At 51.5% G+C, this 15,947-nt stretch carries 12 protein-coding genes and 1 pseudogene; 2 read left to right on the top strand and 11 right to left on the bottom strand.

Features of this window, described 5'->3' with window-relative positions:
- Positions 1–123: 123 nt before the first annotated feature.
- The 4 genes and pseudogenes from RGV86_RS18420 to cof all read right to left on the bottom strand — a co-directional run bounded on the left by RGV86_RS18420 (position 124) and on the right by cof (position 5,127).
- On the bottom strand, positions 124–1,905 hold the full coding sequence (locus tag RGV86_RS18420) for a SmdB family multidrug efflux ABC transporter permease/ATP-binding protein (protein ID WP_085460459.1): 1,782 nt from the start codon (positions 1,903–1,905) through the stop codon (positions 124–126).
- Positions 1,898–3,670, bottom strand: coding sequence for a SmdA family multidrug ABC transporter permease/ATP-binding protein (locus RGV86_RS18415; protein ID WP_032224778.1), 1,773 nt, complete (start codon positions 3,668–3,670; stop codon positions 1,898–1,900). Before RGV86_RS18415 ends, RGV86_RS18420 begins: the two co-directional genes overlap by 8 nt.
- A 29-nt stretch (positions 3,671–3,699) precedes the next feature.
- Positions 3,700–4,158 carry a DNA-binding transcriptional regulator DecR gene (gene decR / locus RGV86_RS18410; RefSeq protein WP_000884589.1) on the bottom strand — a complete coding sequence of 153 codons (459 nt, stop codon included), beginning with the start codon at positions 4,156–4,158 and terminating at the stop codon, positions 3,700–3,702.
- A 151-nt stretch (positions 4,159–4,309) separates the two neighbouring features.
- Positions 4,310–5,127: pseudogene (gene cof / locus RGV86_RS18405) on the bottom strand (HMP-PP phosphatase).
- Positions 5,128–5,226: 99 nt separating this feature from the next.
- On the opposite strand from cof, the gene RGV86_RS18400 reads away from it, so the two are divergent.
- Both RGV86_RS18400 and queC read left to right on the top strand, forming a co-directional pair.
- Positions 5,227–6,927: an SgrR family transcriptional regulator gene (locus RGV86_RS18400; RefSeq protein ID WP_085460456.1), complete on the top strand. Its 1,701-nt coding sequence runs from the start codon at positions 5,227–5,229 to the stop codon at positions 6,925–6,927.
- 64 nt (positions 6,928–6,991) lie between these two features.
- On the top strand, positions 6,992–7,687 hold the full coding sequence (queC, locus tag RGV86_RS18395) for a 7-cyano-7-deazaguanine synthase QueC (RefSeq protein ID WP_000817227.1): 696 nt from the start codon (positions 6,992–6,994) through the stop codon (positions 7,685–7,687).
- Positions 7,688–7,737: 50 nt separating this feature from the next.
- Here the strand turns inward: queC and fadM are convergent, their stop codons facing one another.
- The 7 genes from fadM to clpP form a co-directional block, all read right to left on the bottom strand.
- A complete protein-coding gene (fadM, locus tag RGV86_RS18390) occupies positions 7,738–8,136 on the bottom strand; it encodes a long-chain acyl-CoA thioesterase FadM (protein WP_001194533.1) in 399 nt (132 codons plus the stop codon).
- Between the two features lie 105 nt (positions 8,137–8,241).
- On the bottom strand, positions 8,242–8,613 hold the full coding sequence (locus tag RGV86_RS18385; protein WP_000680302.1) for a helix-hairpin-helix domain-containing protein: 372 nt from the start codon (positions 8,611–8,613) through the stop codon (positions 8,242–8,244).
- A 150-nt stretch (positions 8,614–8,763) separates the two neighbouring features.
- The gene (gene ppiD / locus RGV86_RS18380; protein ID WP_000969349.1) at positions 8,764–10,635 is read right to left on the bottom strand and encodes a peptidylprolyl isomerase; all 1,872 of its coding nucleotides are present in this window, start codon (positions 10,633–10,635) and stop codon (positions 8,764–8,766) included.
- A gap of 191 nt (positions 10,636–10,826) precedes the next feature.
- The gene (gene hupB / locus RGV86_RS18375; RefSeq protein ID WP_254892905.1) at positions 10,827–11,117 is read right to left on the bottom strand and encodes a nucleoid-associated protein HU-beta; all 291 of its coding nucleotides are present in this window, start codon (positions 11,115–11,117) and stop codon (positions 10,827–10,829) included.
- Positions 11,118–11,307: 190 nt separating this feature from the next.
- Positions 11,308–13,662, bottom strand: a complete 2,355-nt coding sequence (lon, locus tag RGV86_RS18370) for an endopeptidase La (RefSeq protein ID WP_001295325.1) — start codon at positions 13,660–13,662, stop codon at positions 11,308–11,310.
- A 187-nt stretch (positions 13,663–13,849) separates the two neighbouring features.
- On the bottom strand, positions 13,850–15,124 hold the full coding sequence (gene clpX, locus RGV86_RS18365; RefSeq protein ID WP_000130305.1) for an ATP-dependent protease ATP-binding subunit ClpX: 1,275 nt from the start codon (positions 15,122–15,124) through the stop codon (positions 13,850–13,852).
- Positions 15,125–15,249: 125 nt separating this feature from the next.
- Positions 15,250–15,873, bottom strand: a complete 624-nt coding sequence (gene clpP, locus RGV86_RS18360) for an ATP-dependent Clp endopeptidase proteolytic subunit ClpP (protein WP_000122253.1) — start codon at positions 15,871–15,873, stop codon at positions 15,250–15,252.
- Positions 15,874–15,947 lie beyond the last annotated feature (74 nt).

The following is a 15,947-nucleotide window of genomic DNA, read 5'->3' as shown; positions in this document are numbered from 1 at the left end:
GCGGTATGCCAGAAATGAAAAACGAGAAAGAGAGCAGGAAGTTAAGAAGATTGAAAATGAAAACGCACTATGACAGTGCACAGTGCGTTACATTTTTGCACCAACGATGAAATATTGCGCTATTCAGGCGCTCAATGATTCCTCTTCACGCACGCTGGCTGCCAGCTCTTCGCCCGCAAGTTGCAGTTGATACATCTGCCAGTAGCGTCCCTGGGCCGCCAGCAGTTGCTGGTGAGTGCCCTGCTCCACGGCTTGCCCACGATGAAGCACCAGAATGGTGTCGGCATCAACAATAGTCGATAAGCGGTGAGCAATCACGACCAGCGTGGTATGTTCACGCACCGCCGCCAGAGCATGTTGAATCGCCTGTTCAGTACCGGAATCAATGCTGGCGGTTGCCTCATCAAGGATCAGGATTTGCGGCGTCTCCACCAGCACGCGCGCCAGCGCCAGCAGTTGCTTTTGCCCGACCGAAAGATTATTCCCCTGCTCGCCCAGCGGCGTATAAATACCGTCGCTCATGCTGCGCGCCAGCTCCGCCAGTTGCACGGTTTCCAGTGCCTGCCAGACACGCTCTTCGGAGATATCACGCCCCAGCGTCACGTTGGCGAGGAAAGTATCCGCCAGCACCACCGGATCTTGCTGCACCATCGCCACGCCCTGACGTAATGCGCTGTGACTTAGCGAATTTAATGGACGACCGTCGAGATGAATCTCACCTTCCGTTAGCGGGTAATACCCCATCAATAAACTTGCAAGGGTGCTTTTGCCACTGCCGGTATGCCCGACCAGCGCCACAAAGTTACGCGAAGGCACAGAGAGATTAATGTTCTTCAGTACCAGATTATTGTCGCGATAAGCAAACGACACATTATCGACTTCGATGGTGCCGCTCTGTAACGGGCGATCATCATTGCCATATTGCTGGCGCGGTCCGTCCATCAGCTCAAATACGCGCTCACCAGCAACAACAGCCTGTTGCAGCATCGCCTGTTGCGTGGTCAGTTCGATTAATGGTTCGTTAAGCCGCCCAAGATAGCTGATAAACGCATACAGCACGCCCACTTCCATGGTGCCGCTGGCGGAGAAGCCAAACAGCATCAACAAGCCACAAAGGATGAGCGACGAAAAAAGACTCAGTAATGGCCGCAGTAAAAAACCGTCGAGGCGCAGGGTTTGCATCCTCGCCATATAGTGCGACCGACTGGCCTCACCCATGCGTTCACCAAATCGTGCCTGCTGACGGAACTGCTGGATGACGCTCATACCGTTGATGATTTCGTTAAAGCCGTCGTTGATATCCGCCAGATAGGCGCGCACACGGCGGACAATCGGCGTACTGTAACGCTGGTATATCACCATCACCACCAGCACGACCGGAAAAATCATTATCGCCACCAGCGCCATCCGCCAGTCGAGGCTGAACATCGCTACCAGCATCGCGCCCACCAGTGCGGCGCTACGCAGAACGGTCGCAACCACAGTAACGTAGAGGTCGCGGATCACTTCAGTATCATTAGTGACGCGGGAAATCACCTGCCCGACAGGCTGGATATCAAACTCGCTTAATGGCTGGCGTAGCGCAGCATCCATTACATCGGTACGCAACTGTTGTACAACGCCAACTGCCGCCCGATTAAACAGCAGCGACTGTGCGTAGTGCAGTCCAGCGGCAAACAGTTGCAGCCCAACATACGCCGCCGCCAGACCGGCAACCACTTTCAACGGCAGATTATTTTTCGCCACCATATTATCGATGAAATAGCTGATGAGTAGCGGTCCACTGACTTCTGCCGCTGCCGCAACCCACATCATCAGAACCGCAATCCCCAGTGGTTTGCGCCACGGCGAACCATACGCTAACAGGCGTTTGAGAGTCGGCCAGAGTTGGCTAAAACTACGCATCGACGGCCTCCTCACGAATTTCCGGAGCATCGTCAAGCGCCGCCTCCAGTTGTTGATAGCGATACATATCGCGATACCAGCCGCTTTGTTGCGCCAGCGCATCATGATTGCCACGCTGGGCGATATGTCCGTGCTGCATCACAATAATCTCACTGGCCTCCGTCAGCGCAGAAAGGCGATGGGCACTGATGATTACTGTTCTTCCCTGCCCCCACTGGCGCAGGTTATGCAGGATCTGATGCTCTGTGCGTCCGTCCACCGCCGAAAGCGCATCATCAAGGATAAGGATTTCTGCGTTGACTAATAACGCACGAGCAATGGATATGCGCTGCTTTTGTCCACCGGAAAGCATCACGCCGCGCTCGCCCACTTCTGTGTCGTAACCTTGCGGTAGACGCAAAATATCGTCATGTACGCTGGCTAACCGCGCTACGTGTTCAATCTCTTGCTGGGTGGCATTCGGGCAACCCAGCGCGATGTTGTTCGCCACAGTGTCGGAAAAAAGGAATGGCGTCTGGCTGACTACCGCCAGGCGGCTACGCCAGCTATCGAGTTGTAACTTCGTCAGAGGAATATCATGAAAGCGGATATCCCCCTCACTGACGTCGAAATGACGCTGAATGAGTGACAGCAGAGTACTTTTGCCAGAACCGGTCGCTCCGCAAATACCCAGCATCTGACCGGGTTTGAGTGCGAAACTGACATTCTCCAGCGCAGGATGATCAGTTTGTGGATAAGTAAACTGGCGAATATTTACATCCAGTTCGCCACGCCCTTGCGGCACTGGTTCGCTACCATCATTCACCACCGGCGCTTCAGCCAGCATCGTCCGAATACGGCTATATGCCGCGCTGCCGCGTTCCACAATGTTAAACATCCAGGCCAGCGCCAGCATCGGCCAAATCATTAACCCCAGATACATCATAAAACTGGTGAGCTGCCCCAGCGTTAAGCTGCCCTGCACCACCATCCAGCTTCCCCCACCAATCGCCAGCAAATTCGCCATGCCAATCGCGATATAGATAGTCGGATCAAAACGGGCATCAATACGCGCCACCCGCATGTTTTTCTTGCCGGTGTCTTCAGCATCTGCGGCAAATAGCGCCGACTGGCGATCTTCCAGACCAAAGGCTTTGATCATGCGGATACTGGTGAGGCTCTCCTGGGTGCGATCGTTGAGACTGGAAAACGCCGCCTGCGCCAGCTTAAAGCGTTCATGCAAAGCATCGCCGTTGCGCTTAATCATGATTGCCATCACTGGCATCGGCAATAGTGCAAATAAGGTCAACTGCCAGCTAATTTGCGTTGACATCATAATCAACACTGCGCAGCCCATCACCAGTGAATCCACTAGCGTCAGCACCCCTTCTCCGGCGGCAAACACGACCCGATCGACGTCATTGGTCGCACGAGCCATGAGGTCGCCCGTACGATGACGCAGGTAAAACTCTGGATGCTGGCGGCTTAGCTGGCGGTAATAATCTTCACGCAGTTCAACAGCCAGTTGATAAGACGCGCCAAACAGCAGTACGCGCCAGACATAACGCAGGAGATAAACCACGACTGCAATCAGCACCATGGTGGCGATCCACATCAGGATCTGCCCGGTAGTAAAGTGTTGTTCCGTCACGCCATCGACAACAATACCGACCACTTTCGGCGGAACCAGTTGCAGCATCGCGATAATAACAAGCAAGGCCACAGCCCCGAGATAGCGACGCCATTCCCGACGGAAATACCAGCTTAGTTGAGCAAATAATCGCACGCGTTGTGTCCTGACCTGATTCTGGATATTTATTCGATGGGTAAAGAAGTGGTGTATTTAATCTGTTCCATAGCGAAGCTGGAAGTAACGTCCGACAGACCTGGAACGCTGTTTACCAGACGCTTATAAAATTCGTCATAGCGTTTCATATCGGCAACCTGAACACGCATCAGATAATCATATTCACCGGCCATGCGCCAGAACCCCAGCACTTCTGGCATTTCCGTTACCACCGTGACAAAGCGGCAATACCATTCGCTGCTGTGATGTTGCGTTTTAATCAACACAAAAGCAGTCAGCCCGAGGCCAATTTTTTCCGGGTCCAGCAGGGCGACTTTGCCGATAAGGATACCGTCATCCTCCAGCCGTTTCAGACGCTTCCAGCAAGGCGTGGTTGTCAGATTAACGGCTTCTGCCAGTGCCTGCAAAGAGAGGGTGCAATCCTGCTGTAGTAAGGCCAGCAGCTTACGGTCAATTTTATCTAACATAGCCAATCCGCAGAGAATTTTTTTCTCTTTTAATTCTATTTTAAAGACGAAATACCGACAATTTATTCTGTGCGGTTTAAACGCCACTGCACAAAATGACAAATTCAAAGTAAAAAAACCGGGCGATTGCCCGGCGCTGGAAGAGAGCTCGTTATTCGGGGGAATAAGGTAGATTTGGATTGTCCAGCCAGTGCGTCAAATAGTGAGAGACCGCCTGATTTCGGCAATGTCCAATCACCGGTAAATGAGGGAGTTCCGCGCGCAGTTGCGGCATCGCATTGCCCATGATAAAACCGCTACCGACGCTGCCTAACATTTCGCGATCGTTCATCGCATCACCAAAGGCCATGCAGTCGTGCAGTGAAAAACCTAAATGTTGGGTCAGCACCGCCAACGCCGCGCCTTTATTACACCCACTGGCAGCACTTCCAGGCAATTAATCGCAGAAAAACACAAATGTGCGCGCTCGCCTAATGCTTCGTTTAGTTGGATATGCAAGCGCATAAGATCGTCGTGATCGCCACAGAAACAGATCTTGGTGACGCTGCCGAGTGGCATTTTTTTGACATCGATAATCTGATAACGGAAACCGCTATACACAAATGCCTGCAACAATGCTGGGATCTCTTGCCCGGTAAACCAGCCATTGTCATTGAAGATATGCATACTGGCCTGGGTATCCCATTTCTGGTACAGCACTAATTCCGCCACGTCCGCAGGCAAATCATCACGATGTAAAAGTTCGCCTTCCAGAGAGTGCACACGCGTACCGTTGCCGGTAATTAAATACGCATCCAGCGATAGCACCCCGATAATATGCTGCATCTCCAGCGCATGGCGCCCCGTAGCAAAAGTGAGGGTAATATCGCGTTCACGCAGACGCGCCAGAGTCGAGAGGGTTTTCTCACCTAAATGGTGATCAGGCATCAATAAAGTGCCGTCCATATCAAATGCTGCCAGACGAGCCATTTCTTTCTCCACTCTGTGACACGGTTAATGGTGATTGAGTATTACCTGATATATACGGAAGTAATAGTGAATAGTTAAATAATATTGTTCCGGGTTTATATGCGACTGCTAAACCGTCTTAACCAGTATCAACGTCTGTGGCAACCTTCTGCCGGAGAGCCGCAATCCGTCACCGTCAGCGAACTGGCCGAACGCTGTTTTTGCAGCGAACGCCACGTGCGCACCCTGTTACGTCAGGCTCAGGAGTCGGGATGGCTGGAGTGGCAGGCGCAATCAGGACGCGGAAAACGCGGGCACCTGCGTTTTCTGGTGACACCGGGATCCCTGCGCAACGCGATGATGGAACAGGCACTGGAAACAGGAAAGCAGCAAGATGTGCTGGAGCTGGCGCAACTGGCCCCAGGAGAGCTGCGCACTCTGTTACAACCGTTTATGGGCGGGCAATGGCAAAACGATACGCCAACGTTGCGTATTCCCTATTATCGCCCGCTCGAACCGCTACAACCGGGCTTTTTACCCGGTCGTGCCGAGCAGCATCTCGCCGGGCAGATATTTTCCGGTCTGACCCGCTTCGACAATAATACCCAACGCCCGATTGGCGATTTAGCACATCACTGGGAAATCTCTGCTGACGGGCTACGCTGGGATTTTTATCTTCGTTCAACGCTGCACTGGCATAACGGCGATGTGGTAAAAGCAACGCAACTACACCAGCGATTATTGATGCTGCTACAACTGCCAGCGTTGGGGAAATTATTGACTAGCGTGAAGCGTATTGAAGTCACCCATCCGCAGTGTCTGACCTTCTTTTTACATCGCCCTGATTATTGGCTGGCACACAGGCTGGCGAGCTATTGTAGTCATCTGGCGCATCCGCAATTATCGCTGGTGGGAACCGGTCCTTTTCGCTTAACAAAATTCACAACAGAACTGGTGCGACTCGAAAGCCATGATTATTACCATTTACGTCACCCACTGCTAAAAGCGGTTGAGTACTGGATAACCCCACCACTTTTTGAAAAAGATTTGGGAACCAGTTGTCAGCATCCAGTACAAATCACCATCGGTAAACCTGAAGAGTTGCCACGGGTCAGCCAGGTCAGTAGCGGCATCAGTTTAGGTTTTTGCTATTTAACGTTGCGCAAAAGCCCCCGCCTTTCCCTCTGGCAGGCGCGAAAAGTGATTTCCATTATCCATCAATCCGGTTTACTACAAACGTTAGAAGTCGGAGAAAACCTGATCACTGCCAGTAATGCATTGCTGCCTGGCTGGGCTATTCCACAATGGGATGTACCGGATGAGGTCAAATTACCGGAAACCCTGACGTTGGTTTATCACCTGCCAGTGGAACTTCATGCAATGGCAGAACAATTACGAACGACGCTGGCAGCAGAAGGTTGCGAATTAACGATTGTTTTTCATAACGCGAAAAACTGGGACGACACGACCCCGCTGGCACAGGCAGATTTGATGATGGGCGACAGGCTAATTGGCGAAGCGCCGGAATATACTCTGGAGCAATGGCTGCGTTGCGATCCACTCTGGTCATATGTTTTCGACGCTTCCGCATATGCACATCAGCAATCGACACTGGATACCGTGCAGTTGATGGCTGATGAGGAAAAGCGGAATAACGCGCTGAAAACTGTGTTTAGCCAGTTAATGGAAGATGCAACGCTGACGCCGCTGTTCAATTATCACTATCGCATTAGCGCCCCGCCTGGAGTAAATGGTGTGCGACTGACACCGCGTGGCTGGTTTGAATTTACCGAAGCCTGGCTTCCCGCGCCGTCGCAATGAAGCACTGGTCGGTGTTAACCGCAGGCGTTACCATAACGCTTTTATCGATTTAGCAGGATTATCTATGAAACGTGCCGTCGTTGTGTTTAGTGGAGGTCAGGATTCCACCACCTGTCTGGTACAGGCATTGCAGCAATATGATGAAGTCCATTGCGTGACGTTCGATTACGGTCAGCGCCATCGCGCAGAGATTGACGTGGCACGCGAACTGGCATTGAAACTGGGTGCACGCGCGCATAAGGTGCTGGATGTGACGCTACTCAACGAGCTGGCGGTCAGCAGCCTGACGCGTGACAGCATTCCGGTGCCTGATTATGAACCTGAAGCCGATGGTATCCCGAATACGTTTGTCCCAGGGCGTAATATTCTGTTCCTGACGCTGGCGGCGATATATGCGTATCAGGTTAAAGCAGAAGCAGTGATCACCGGCGTCTGCGAAACGGATTTCTCCGGTTACCCGGATTGTCGCGATGAGTTTGTGAAAGCACTGAACCATGCCGTCAGTCTGGGCATGGCGAAAGATATTCGATTTGAAACACCGCTGATGTGGATTGATAAAGCGGAAACCTGGGCGCTCGCGGATTATTACGGCAAACTGGATTTAGTGCGTAACGAAACGCTGACCTGTTATAACGGTATTAAAGGCGATGGTTGTGGTCATTGTGCTGCATGTAATCTGCGCGCTAACGGATTGAATCATTATCTGGCCGACAAACCGACGGTGATGGCAGCGATGAAGCAGAAAACCGGATTGAAGTAATTATTCGTGGTGTCGCCGGATGCGGCTTGAGCATCCGGCCAACAAAACGTTTACTGAACCATCAGATCCAGTTTTTCGCGCAGTTCCCCTTCCAGAGCTAATGCTTTCTGCGTTTTGAGATCGATACAAACAAACGTGATAAGCGCATCCGCTACCACCTGCCCTTCCGGCTCAAGAGTGATGACCTGACTCAAAATGCCGCTTTTACCATTTAATTGCTGTAACTGGCTGGTAATGGTTAACAAGTCACTTAATACCGCCGGGCGGCGATAGTTGATATTGATATTGACCACCACGAAAGCGATGTTATGGGCAGTCATCCATTGAAAGCTGTCGCTATTTTCCAGCCCATCCCAGCGGGCTTCTTCGAGAAACTCAAGGTAGCGGGCGTTGTTGACGTGTTGGTAGACGTCGAGATGATATCCACGAACTTTGATTTGTGTTTGCATAGCGCAATAACCTTACGTTGTTGTTATAAGAACTGTTATAAGTACAGAGGTCATAACTGGTATGACCTCTTCAGTCTGGCAAAAAATTGCCACTATGCAAATTAATTACAGGGTTAATACCGCCAGATTACGTTCCACCAGCGAATTGCCCATTCCCGGCACCTGTTTTAAATCCTCCACCGTTTTAAACGGGCCGTACTCTTCGCGATAACTGACAATTGCCTGCGCTTTCTTCAGACCAACGCCATTCATCGCGCGGGCTAGCTCTTCCGCGCTGGCATTATTAATGCTGACCCTGGTGCCTTCTTCGTCACTGGCTTTCGCCGGTACTGCCGCTTTGCTTTGTGCTGCAGGAGCTTCCGCTTTGGTTTCTACCGCTGCCGGTTTCACCGCAGGAGCTGCCGCCAGCGCGCTATGAGACATTCCGGCACAGGCCAGAGACAGGGTGATGAGCAGTGCTTTAATTCCGTGTTTCATACTGTTTTCTCCTTGTTTGTTAACAGTGGAATCACCTTAACGGCAGCGAAAACAGTAAACAAATGGCAATGTTCAGAAATGGAAAAGGCCGCGAAAGCGACCTTTTCTTGTTACAGCTGCAAAGCATTTTTTTGCGAGGCGGCTTCCGGATTATTGCTGTTCCAGCGCATCGCCAATTTTGATTTTCGCCTCTTTACGCAGGTTACTCATCAGAGCTTCAAAGACGATTTGTGCGTTGTTCTGGGTGATGCCCTGCACCATCGCTTTTTTCTGATCTTCCGGCATAGAACCTTGTTTCACTTCGTCCAGCGCCAGCAGAACCACATTACCTTGCATATCGGTCGCCATACCGTAGCTTGGTTTGTCTTTCGCTGGCAGTGGCAGTGCAAACGCCGCCTGGCTAATCGGGTCACGACCGGAACGGCTTAAGGTTTTCGGCTCGCCAAATTTCAGACCGGCAGCCTGCATAGCTTCCGCACCTTTGCCCGCTTTCAGCTCAACCAGCAGTTTTTCAGCATCCACTTTCGCCTGTTGCTCAGCTTTGTTGTGCTGAACCAGTGCCTTAACTTGTTCCTGAACATCTGCCAACGGTTTCACCGCTTCCGGTTTGTGCTCGCTGATGCGCAACACGAATGCGCGATCGCCGTCTACGGTGATAATGTCAGAGTTGATGCCCGGCGCGCCGTTTTCACCTACCAGACCGCCGTTAAAGATAGCATCTGCAACCGGCTTGAAGTTCAACTCTTCCGGCAGTTTATCTTTGCTGAACCAGCCAGTCTGGGTAGCTTTAACGCCCGCAGCCTGCTCTGCGCCAGCCAGAGATTCGGTGTCATTGCTTGCCGCATCGCTCACTTTCTGCTGCAGCGCGTAATACGCATCGAGGGCTTTTTCGTGTTTCACTTTCGCCGCGATATCGTCACGCACTTCGTCTAACGACTTCACTTTTGCCGGCTGAATATCATCCAGACGCACAATCAGGAAACCGACCGAAGATTTGATGACGCCAGACAGTTGGCCTTTTTCTTTCAGACCGGCATTTTTCAGTTCGTCCGGGATAGTGGCATCTTCTAACCACCCCATATCGCCGCCGTTACGGGCAGAGATAATATCGGCAGATTTTTCTTTTGCTAACGCAGCAAAATCACCACCTTTATTCAGCTCCTCAAGTACTGCTTTCGCTTCATCTTCAGTTTTAGTCTGGATGATGCTGTAGCGAGTACGCTGTGGCTGGGTGAATTGATCCTGATGCTGATCGTAGTAGCTCTGGATATCCGCATCGCTAACCGGTTGCTGCATCGTTGCGGCATCCAGCTTGATGTAGCTCACGCGGAATTGTTCCGGAGTCATGAAATTGTTTTTGTTTTGCTCGTAGTAGCTGGCGATTTCTGGTTCGGTCACAGCTTGTTTAGCCGCCAGCGCGTTAACGTCGATAGTCGCTTCACGCACCACGCGTTGTTGAGCGACCAGCGCAGCCAGTTCGTCGGTTTCACCTTTCAACATAAAGTCGGTGCCCGCAACGCCGTTAATCAGCTGCTGGGTAGTGAGCTGATTACGCAGTGCCTGCGCGTACTGATCGGCACTCATCCCCATCTGGTTGAGGATACCGTTATAGCGGCTGTTATCGAACTTGCCGTCAACCTGAAACGCTGGGGTTGCGAAAATCGCCTGTTTAACCTGCTCATCGCTGATACTCAGTTTTAGTTCGCGAGCGTACTGATCCAGCAGCGCCTCGTCGATCAGACGATTCAGCACCTGTTGACGCAGGGTTTTCATATAGCCTTCGTTCGCCGCCAGCTCAGAGTATTGATCGCCCAACTGTTGCTGCATGCGATTACGCTCGCTGTTGAAGGCGTTCTCGAACTGCCCACGGCTGATTTCCTGGTCATTCACTTTTGCGGCGTAGTTATTGCCTGCGCCAATCAGGTAACCACTCACGCCGGTCAATATGAACGACACGATAATGATACCGAAAATAATCTTGAGCACGAGACTGTTTGCAGCCGTGCGTAAGCTGTCCATCATGGTGTAACAACACTCCGCTGTAGATGACTGTGTACCTCACGCAACATATCGCTGCGCGCAAAGGCCTATTGTGACAAGAAACGGGGGCAATTGTCAGCCCACAACTCGCAGAAAGTCACGCAATACAAATAAAAAAGGCACATCAGTAGATGCGCCCTTGAACTTCGTCACATCCCCAATGGGGATAATCCTTAGTTTACCGCGTCTTTCAGTGCTTTACCTGCACGGAAGCTCGGTACTTTAGCTGCAGCGATGGTGATCTCTTTACCGGTCTGCGGGTTGCGACCAGTACGGGCGGCACGCTCTTTAACGGCAAAAGTACCAAAACCTACCAGTGCTACATCATCCCCTTCTTTCAGGGATTCAGTTACGGAAGCAATAATAGCATCTAACGCACGGCCAGCCGCAGCTTTAGAGATATCAGCCCCTGCAGCAATCTTGTCAATCAATTGAGATTTATTCACTCTTCTCTTCCTCTTTATAATTTATCCCGCACTTGAATCCTTCAACGTGCGAACGCGCAGCAGTTATATCAGGCCAGCCATCCCCTTACAACACCCCTTAATAAGGGCAAGCCTAATCCGCCCTCTAACTTAACGAGACAAAAAAAGGCTGGCAAGTCCGAATTGGCTCGCCAGCCCTCTTTTTATTAGTGCAATTTGCGCAAGGTCACTATTTTGCAGTCACAACCTGCATACCAGACGGTTCATTTTGCAGCGCCAGAGTCAGAACTTCCTCAATGCGCTTCACAGGATGAATGTCCAGATCGGCAATCACGTTGTCCGGAATCTCTTCCAGATCGCGTTTATTTTCGAACGGAATTAACACTGTTTTAATCCCGCCGCGATGTGCCGCCAGCAGTTTTTCTTTCAAACCACCGATTGGCAACACCTGACCACGCAGAGTAATCTCGCCAGTCATCGCCACATCGGCACGAACCGGGTTACCGGTCAGGCAAGAAACCAGCGCGGTGCACATGGCAATACCGGCACTCGGACCATCTTTTGGCGTCGCACCTTCCGGTACGTGCACGTGGATGTCGCGTTTTTCGTAAAAATCAGGGTTGATCCCCAGTTTTTCCGCACGCGCACGAACCACCGTTAACGCCGCCTGAATGGACTCCTGCATGACTTCACCCAGCGAACCGGTATAGGTCAGTTTACCTTTGCCCGGTACACACGCGGTTTCGATGGTCAGCAAGTCACCGCCCACTTCCGTCCACGCCAGACCCGTTACCTGACCGACACGGTTTTCGTTATCCGCGCGACCATAGTCGAAACGCTGAACACCGAGGTAGTCATGCAGGTTATCGCCGTTAATTTCGATATGTTTTAGAGACTTATCGAGCAGTAACTGCTTAACCGCTTTACGGCACAGTTTGGAGATTTCACGCTCCAGACCACGCACGCCCGCCTCACGGGTGTAGTAACGAATAATGCCGATAATGGCGCTATCGTCGACGGTCAACTCACCTTTTTTCAGCGCATTACGTTCAATCTGCTTCGGCAGCAGGTGACGTTTGGCGATGTTCAGTTTTTCATCTTCGGTATAACCGGAGAGGCGAATCACTTCCATACGATCCAACAGCGGTGCCGGAATGTTCATGGAGTTCGACGTCGCGACAAACATCACGTCGCTAAGGTCGTAATCCACTTCCAGGTAGTGGTCGCTGAACGCCACGTTCTGCTCTGGATCCAGCACTTCAAGCAGTGCGGAGGCCGGATCGCCACGCATGTCAGAAGACATTTTGTCGATCTCATCGAGCAGGAACAGCGGGTTTTTAACGCCCACTTTCGCCATTTTCTGGATCAATTTACCCGGCATAGAACCGATGTAAGTACGGCGGTGACCACGGATTTCCGCTTCATCACGCACGCCGCCCAGCGCCATACGGACATATTTACGTCCGGTAGCTTTGGCGATGGACTGCCCCAGAGAAGTTTTACCTACCCCCGGCGGCCCAACCAGGCAAAGGATCGGCCCCTTGATTTTGTTGACACGGCTTTGAACCGCAAGATACTCAAGGATACGATCTTTCACGCGCTCCAGACCATAATGGTCGGTATCAAGGATTTCTTGCGCCTGACGCAGGTCTTTTTTGACCTTGCTACGCGCATTCCACGGCACCTGCACCATCCAGTCGATATAGCCACGCACCACGGTCGCTTCTGCCGACATCGGAGACATCATTTTCAGCTTCTGCAACTCTGCTTCCGCTTTCTCTTTTGCCTCTTTCGGCATCTTCGCCGCGTCGATTTTGCGCTTCAGGGCTTCGTTTTCGTCCGGTGCGTCGTCCATTTCACCGAGTTCTTTCTGAATAGCTTTCATTTGCTCGTTCAGATAGTACTCACGCTGGGATTTCTCCATCTGCTTTTTGACGCGGTTGCGAATGCGTTTCTCAACCTGCAGCAGATCGATTTCCGATTCCATCATCGCCATCAAATATTCCAGACGTTCGTTAACGTCGGACATCTCAAGAACGGACTGTTTGTCAGCCAGTTTCAGCGGCATATGCGCGGCAATGGTATCCGCCAGCCGCGCCGGATCGTCGATGCTGTTCAGCGACGTCAGCACTTCTGGTGGGATTTTTTTGTTCAGCTTGATGTAGCCTTCGAACTGGCTGATTGCGGTACGCACCAGCACTTCCTGTTCCCGCTCATCAATGGTCGGCGACTCCAGATACTCCGCCTTCGCAGAAAAGTGTTCGCCATTGTCAGAGAGCGCAGAAATACGCGCGCGCTGTAACCCCTCAACCAGCACTTTGACGGTGCCGTCAGGCAGTTTCAGCATCTGCAATATAGAGGCCACGGTCCCGACAGTGAAAAGATCGTTTACACCCGGCTCATCCGTTGAAGCTTCTTTCTGCGCGACCAGCATAATTTTTTTATCATGGTCCATCGCCGCTTCCAGACAACGGATAGACTTTTCCCGCCCAACAAATAAGGGGATGACCATGTGCGGATAAACCACCACATCGCGCAGCGGCAATACGGGGATTTCAATGCGTTCAGAACGCTCAGGATTCATAGAGCTCTCTCTTAGTTTAATTTCCGCCAGGTAATCAGATGACACGACTGTGCTTCACGCCATCTATTAACATGTACGTCAGTATATGGGGATGTTTCCCCCACATTCAACGCCGAGAATAGAGGAAAAATTAAAGGGGAGATAAAATCCCCCCTTTTTGGTTAACTAATTGTATGGGAATGGTTAATTATTCACCAGATGCCTGCTGAGCTTCCGGCTTGCCATAAATCAGCAACGGTTTGCTTTGCCCATCAATTACCGACTCGTCGATAACCACTTTTTCGACATCTTCCATGGACGGCAGATCGTACATGGTATCGAGCAGCGCAGCTTCTACGATGGAGCGCAGACCACGAGCACCGGTTTTACGCGCCATCGCTTTCTTAGCGATAGCATCCAGCGCCTCGTCACGGAATTCCAGATCCACGCCCTCAAGATTAAACAGCGCCTGATACTGCTTGGTCAGGGCGTTTTTCGGCTCTTTGAGGATCTGAATCAGGGCTTCTTCGCTCAGTTCATTCAGCGTTGCGACAACTGGCAGACGACCGATGAACTCAGGGATCAGACCAAACTTAATCAGATCTTCTGGTTCAACCTGCGCCAGCAGTTCACCTTCGCTTGCTTTGTCAGATTTCGCTTTTACCGTCGCGCCAAAACCAATGCCGGAACCGGTTTCTACACGATGGGAAATGACTTTATCCAGACCAGCGAACGCACCACCACAGATAAACAGGATCTTAGAGGTATCTACCTGCAAGAATTCCTGCTGCGGATGCTTACGTCCCCCCTGCGGTGGGACGGCGGCAACCGTACCTTCGATCAGTTTCAACAGTGCCTGCTGTACGCCTTCACCGGAAACGTCTCGGGTAATAGAAGGATTGTCCGACTTACGAGAAATCTTGTCGATTTCATCGATGTAGACAATCCCACGCTGTGCTTTCTGTACGTCGTAATCGCACTTTTGCAACAGCTTCTGAATGATGTTTTCAACGTCTTCGCCCACATAACCGGCTTCGGTCAGCGTGGTCGCGTCGGCCATGGTGAATGGGACGTCCAGCAGACGCGCCAGAGTTTCGGCCAGCAGCGTTTTACCGGAACCCGTCGGACCGATCAGCAGAATGTTACTTTTGCCCAACTCGACGCCATTGCTGGTATCGCCGTTGCGCAGACGTTTGTAGTGGTTGTATACCGCGACCGCCAGCACTTTTTTCGCCTGTTCCTGACCGATAACGTAATCGTCCAGGTGGTTGCGAATTTCATGCGGCGTCGGTAGCGCACTGCGTTCACGATGCGGTGCAACTTCTTTAATCTCTTCGCGAATGATGTCATTACATAAATCAACACATTCGTCGCAGATATACACGGATGGACCGGCAATCAGCTTGCGCACTTCATGCTGGCTTTTGCCGCAAAAAGAGCAATACAGCAATTTGCCTGAGCCATCTTTGCGTTTATCTGTCATGGGTCAAAACCTCTTCTTTGTTCTTTGTGCCGCACACGACGACGCAAATGCCATTCTCAGGCGCAAGCCGCTTACAGCGTTGTGCCGCCCTGGATAAGTATAGCGGCACAGTTGCGCCTCTGGCATCAATTACGATGGGTCAGAATCGAATCGACCAGACCGTATTCCACCGCTTCAGGGGCGGAAAGGAAGCGATCGCGCTCGGTATCACGTTCAATCTGTTCTAATGATTGACCCGTATGAAGCGCCATAAGTTCATTCATGCGCCCTTTAACTTTCAGAATTTCACGGGCATGAATTTCGATATCGGTCGCCTGGCCCTGATAGCCGCCCAACGGCTGGTGAATCATCACGCGCGAATTCGGCAGGCAGAAACGTTTACCTTTTGCCCCTGCGGTCAGCAAGAAAGCGCCCATCGAGGCCGCCTGGCCCATACAAATGGTGCTGACATCAGGCTTGATAAACTGCATGGTGTCATAGATAGACATCCCGGCAGTGATCACCCCGCCTGGGGAGTTAATGTACAGATAGATATCTTTTTCTGGATTTTCTGCTTCCAGGAACAGCATCTGCGCCACAATCAGGTTAGCCATGTGGTCTTCAACCTGGCCAGTCAGAAAAATGACGCGTTCCTTAAGTAGACGAGAATAGATATCAAAAGAGCGCTCACCGCGTGAGGTCTGTTCAATGACCATCGGCACCAGCGCCATATGGGGTGCAAAGTTATCTCGTTCGCCGCTGTATGACATTTCCGTCTCCTGGATAAAATTGAAAAAACCTGCTGTACCGATTGTAACCTTATGGACGGATTATCAGCTAGTCC

The organism is Escherichia ruysiae, assembly GCF_031323975.1.
Taxonomy (GTDB): domain Bacteria; phylum Pseudomonadota; class Gammaproteobacteria; order Enterobacterales; family Enterobacteriaceae; genus Escherichia; species Escherichia ruysiae.
This window is presented reverse-complemented; position numbering and strand designations above follow the sequence as displayed.

Bases quoted from the DNA above. Each gene is read 5' to 3' on its own strand.
- RGV86_RS18420 (WP_085460459.1), bottom strand. From the start codon at position 1,905: ATGCGTAGTTTTAGCCAACTCTGGCCGACTCTCAAACGCCTGTTAGCG.
- decR (WP_000884589.1), bottom strand. From the start codon at position 4,158: ATGTTAGATAAAATTGACCGTAAGCTGCTGGCCTTACTACAGCAGGAT.
- RGV86_RS18400 (WP_085460456.1), top strand. From the start codon at position 5,227: ATGCGACTGCTAAACCGTCTTAACCAGTATCAACGTCTGTGGCAACCT.
- queC (WP_000817227.1), top strand. From the start codon at position 6,992: ATGAAACGTGCCGTCGTTGTGTTTAGTGGAGGTCAGGATTCCACCACC.
- fadM (WP_001194533.1), bottom strand. From the start codon at position 8,136: ATGCAAACACAAATCAAAGTTCGTGGATATCATCTCGACGTCTACCAA.
- RGV86_RS18385 (WP_000680302.1), bottom strand. From the start codon at position 8,613: ATGAAACACGGAATTAAAGCACTGCTCATCACCCTGTCTCTGGCCTGT.
- ppiD (WP_000969349.1), bottom strand. From the start codon at position 10,635: ATGATGGACAGCTTACGCACGGCTGCAAACAGTCTCGTGCTCAAGATT.
- lon (WP_001295325.1), bottom strand. From the start codon at position 13,662: ATGAATCCTGAGCGTTCTGAACGCATTGAAATCCCCGTATTGCCGCTG.
- clpX (WP_000130305.1), bottom strand. From the start codon at position 15,124: ATGACAGATAAACGCAAAGATGGCTCAGGCAAATTGCTGTATTGCTCT.
- clpP (WP_000122253.1), bottom strand. From the start codon at position 15,873: ATGTCATACAGCGGCGAACGAGATAACTTTGCACCCCATATGGCGCTG.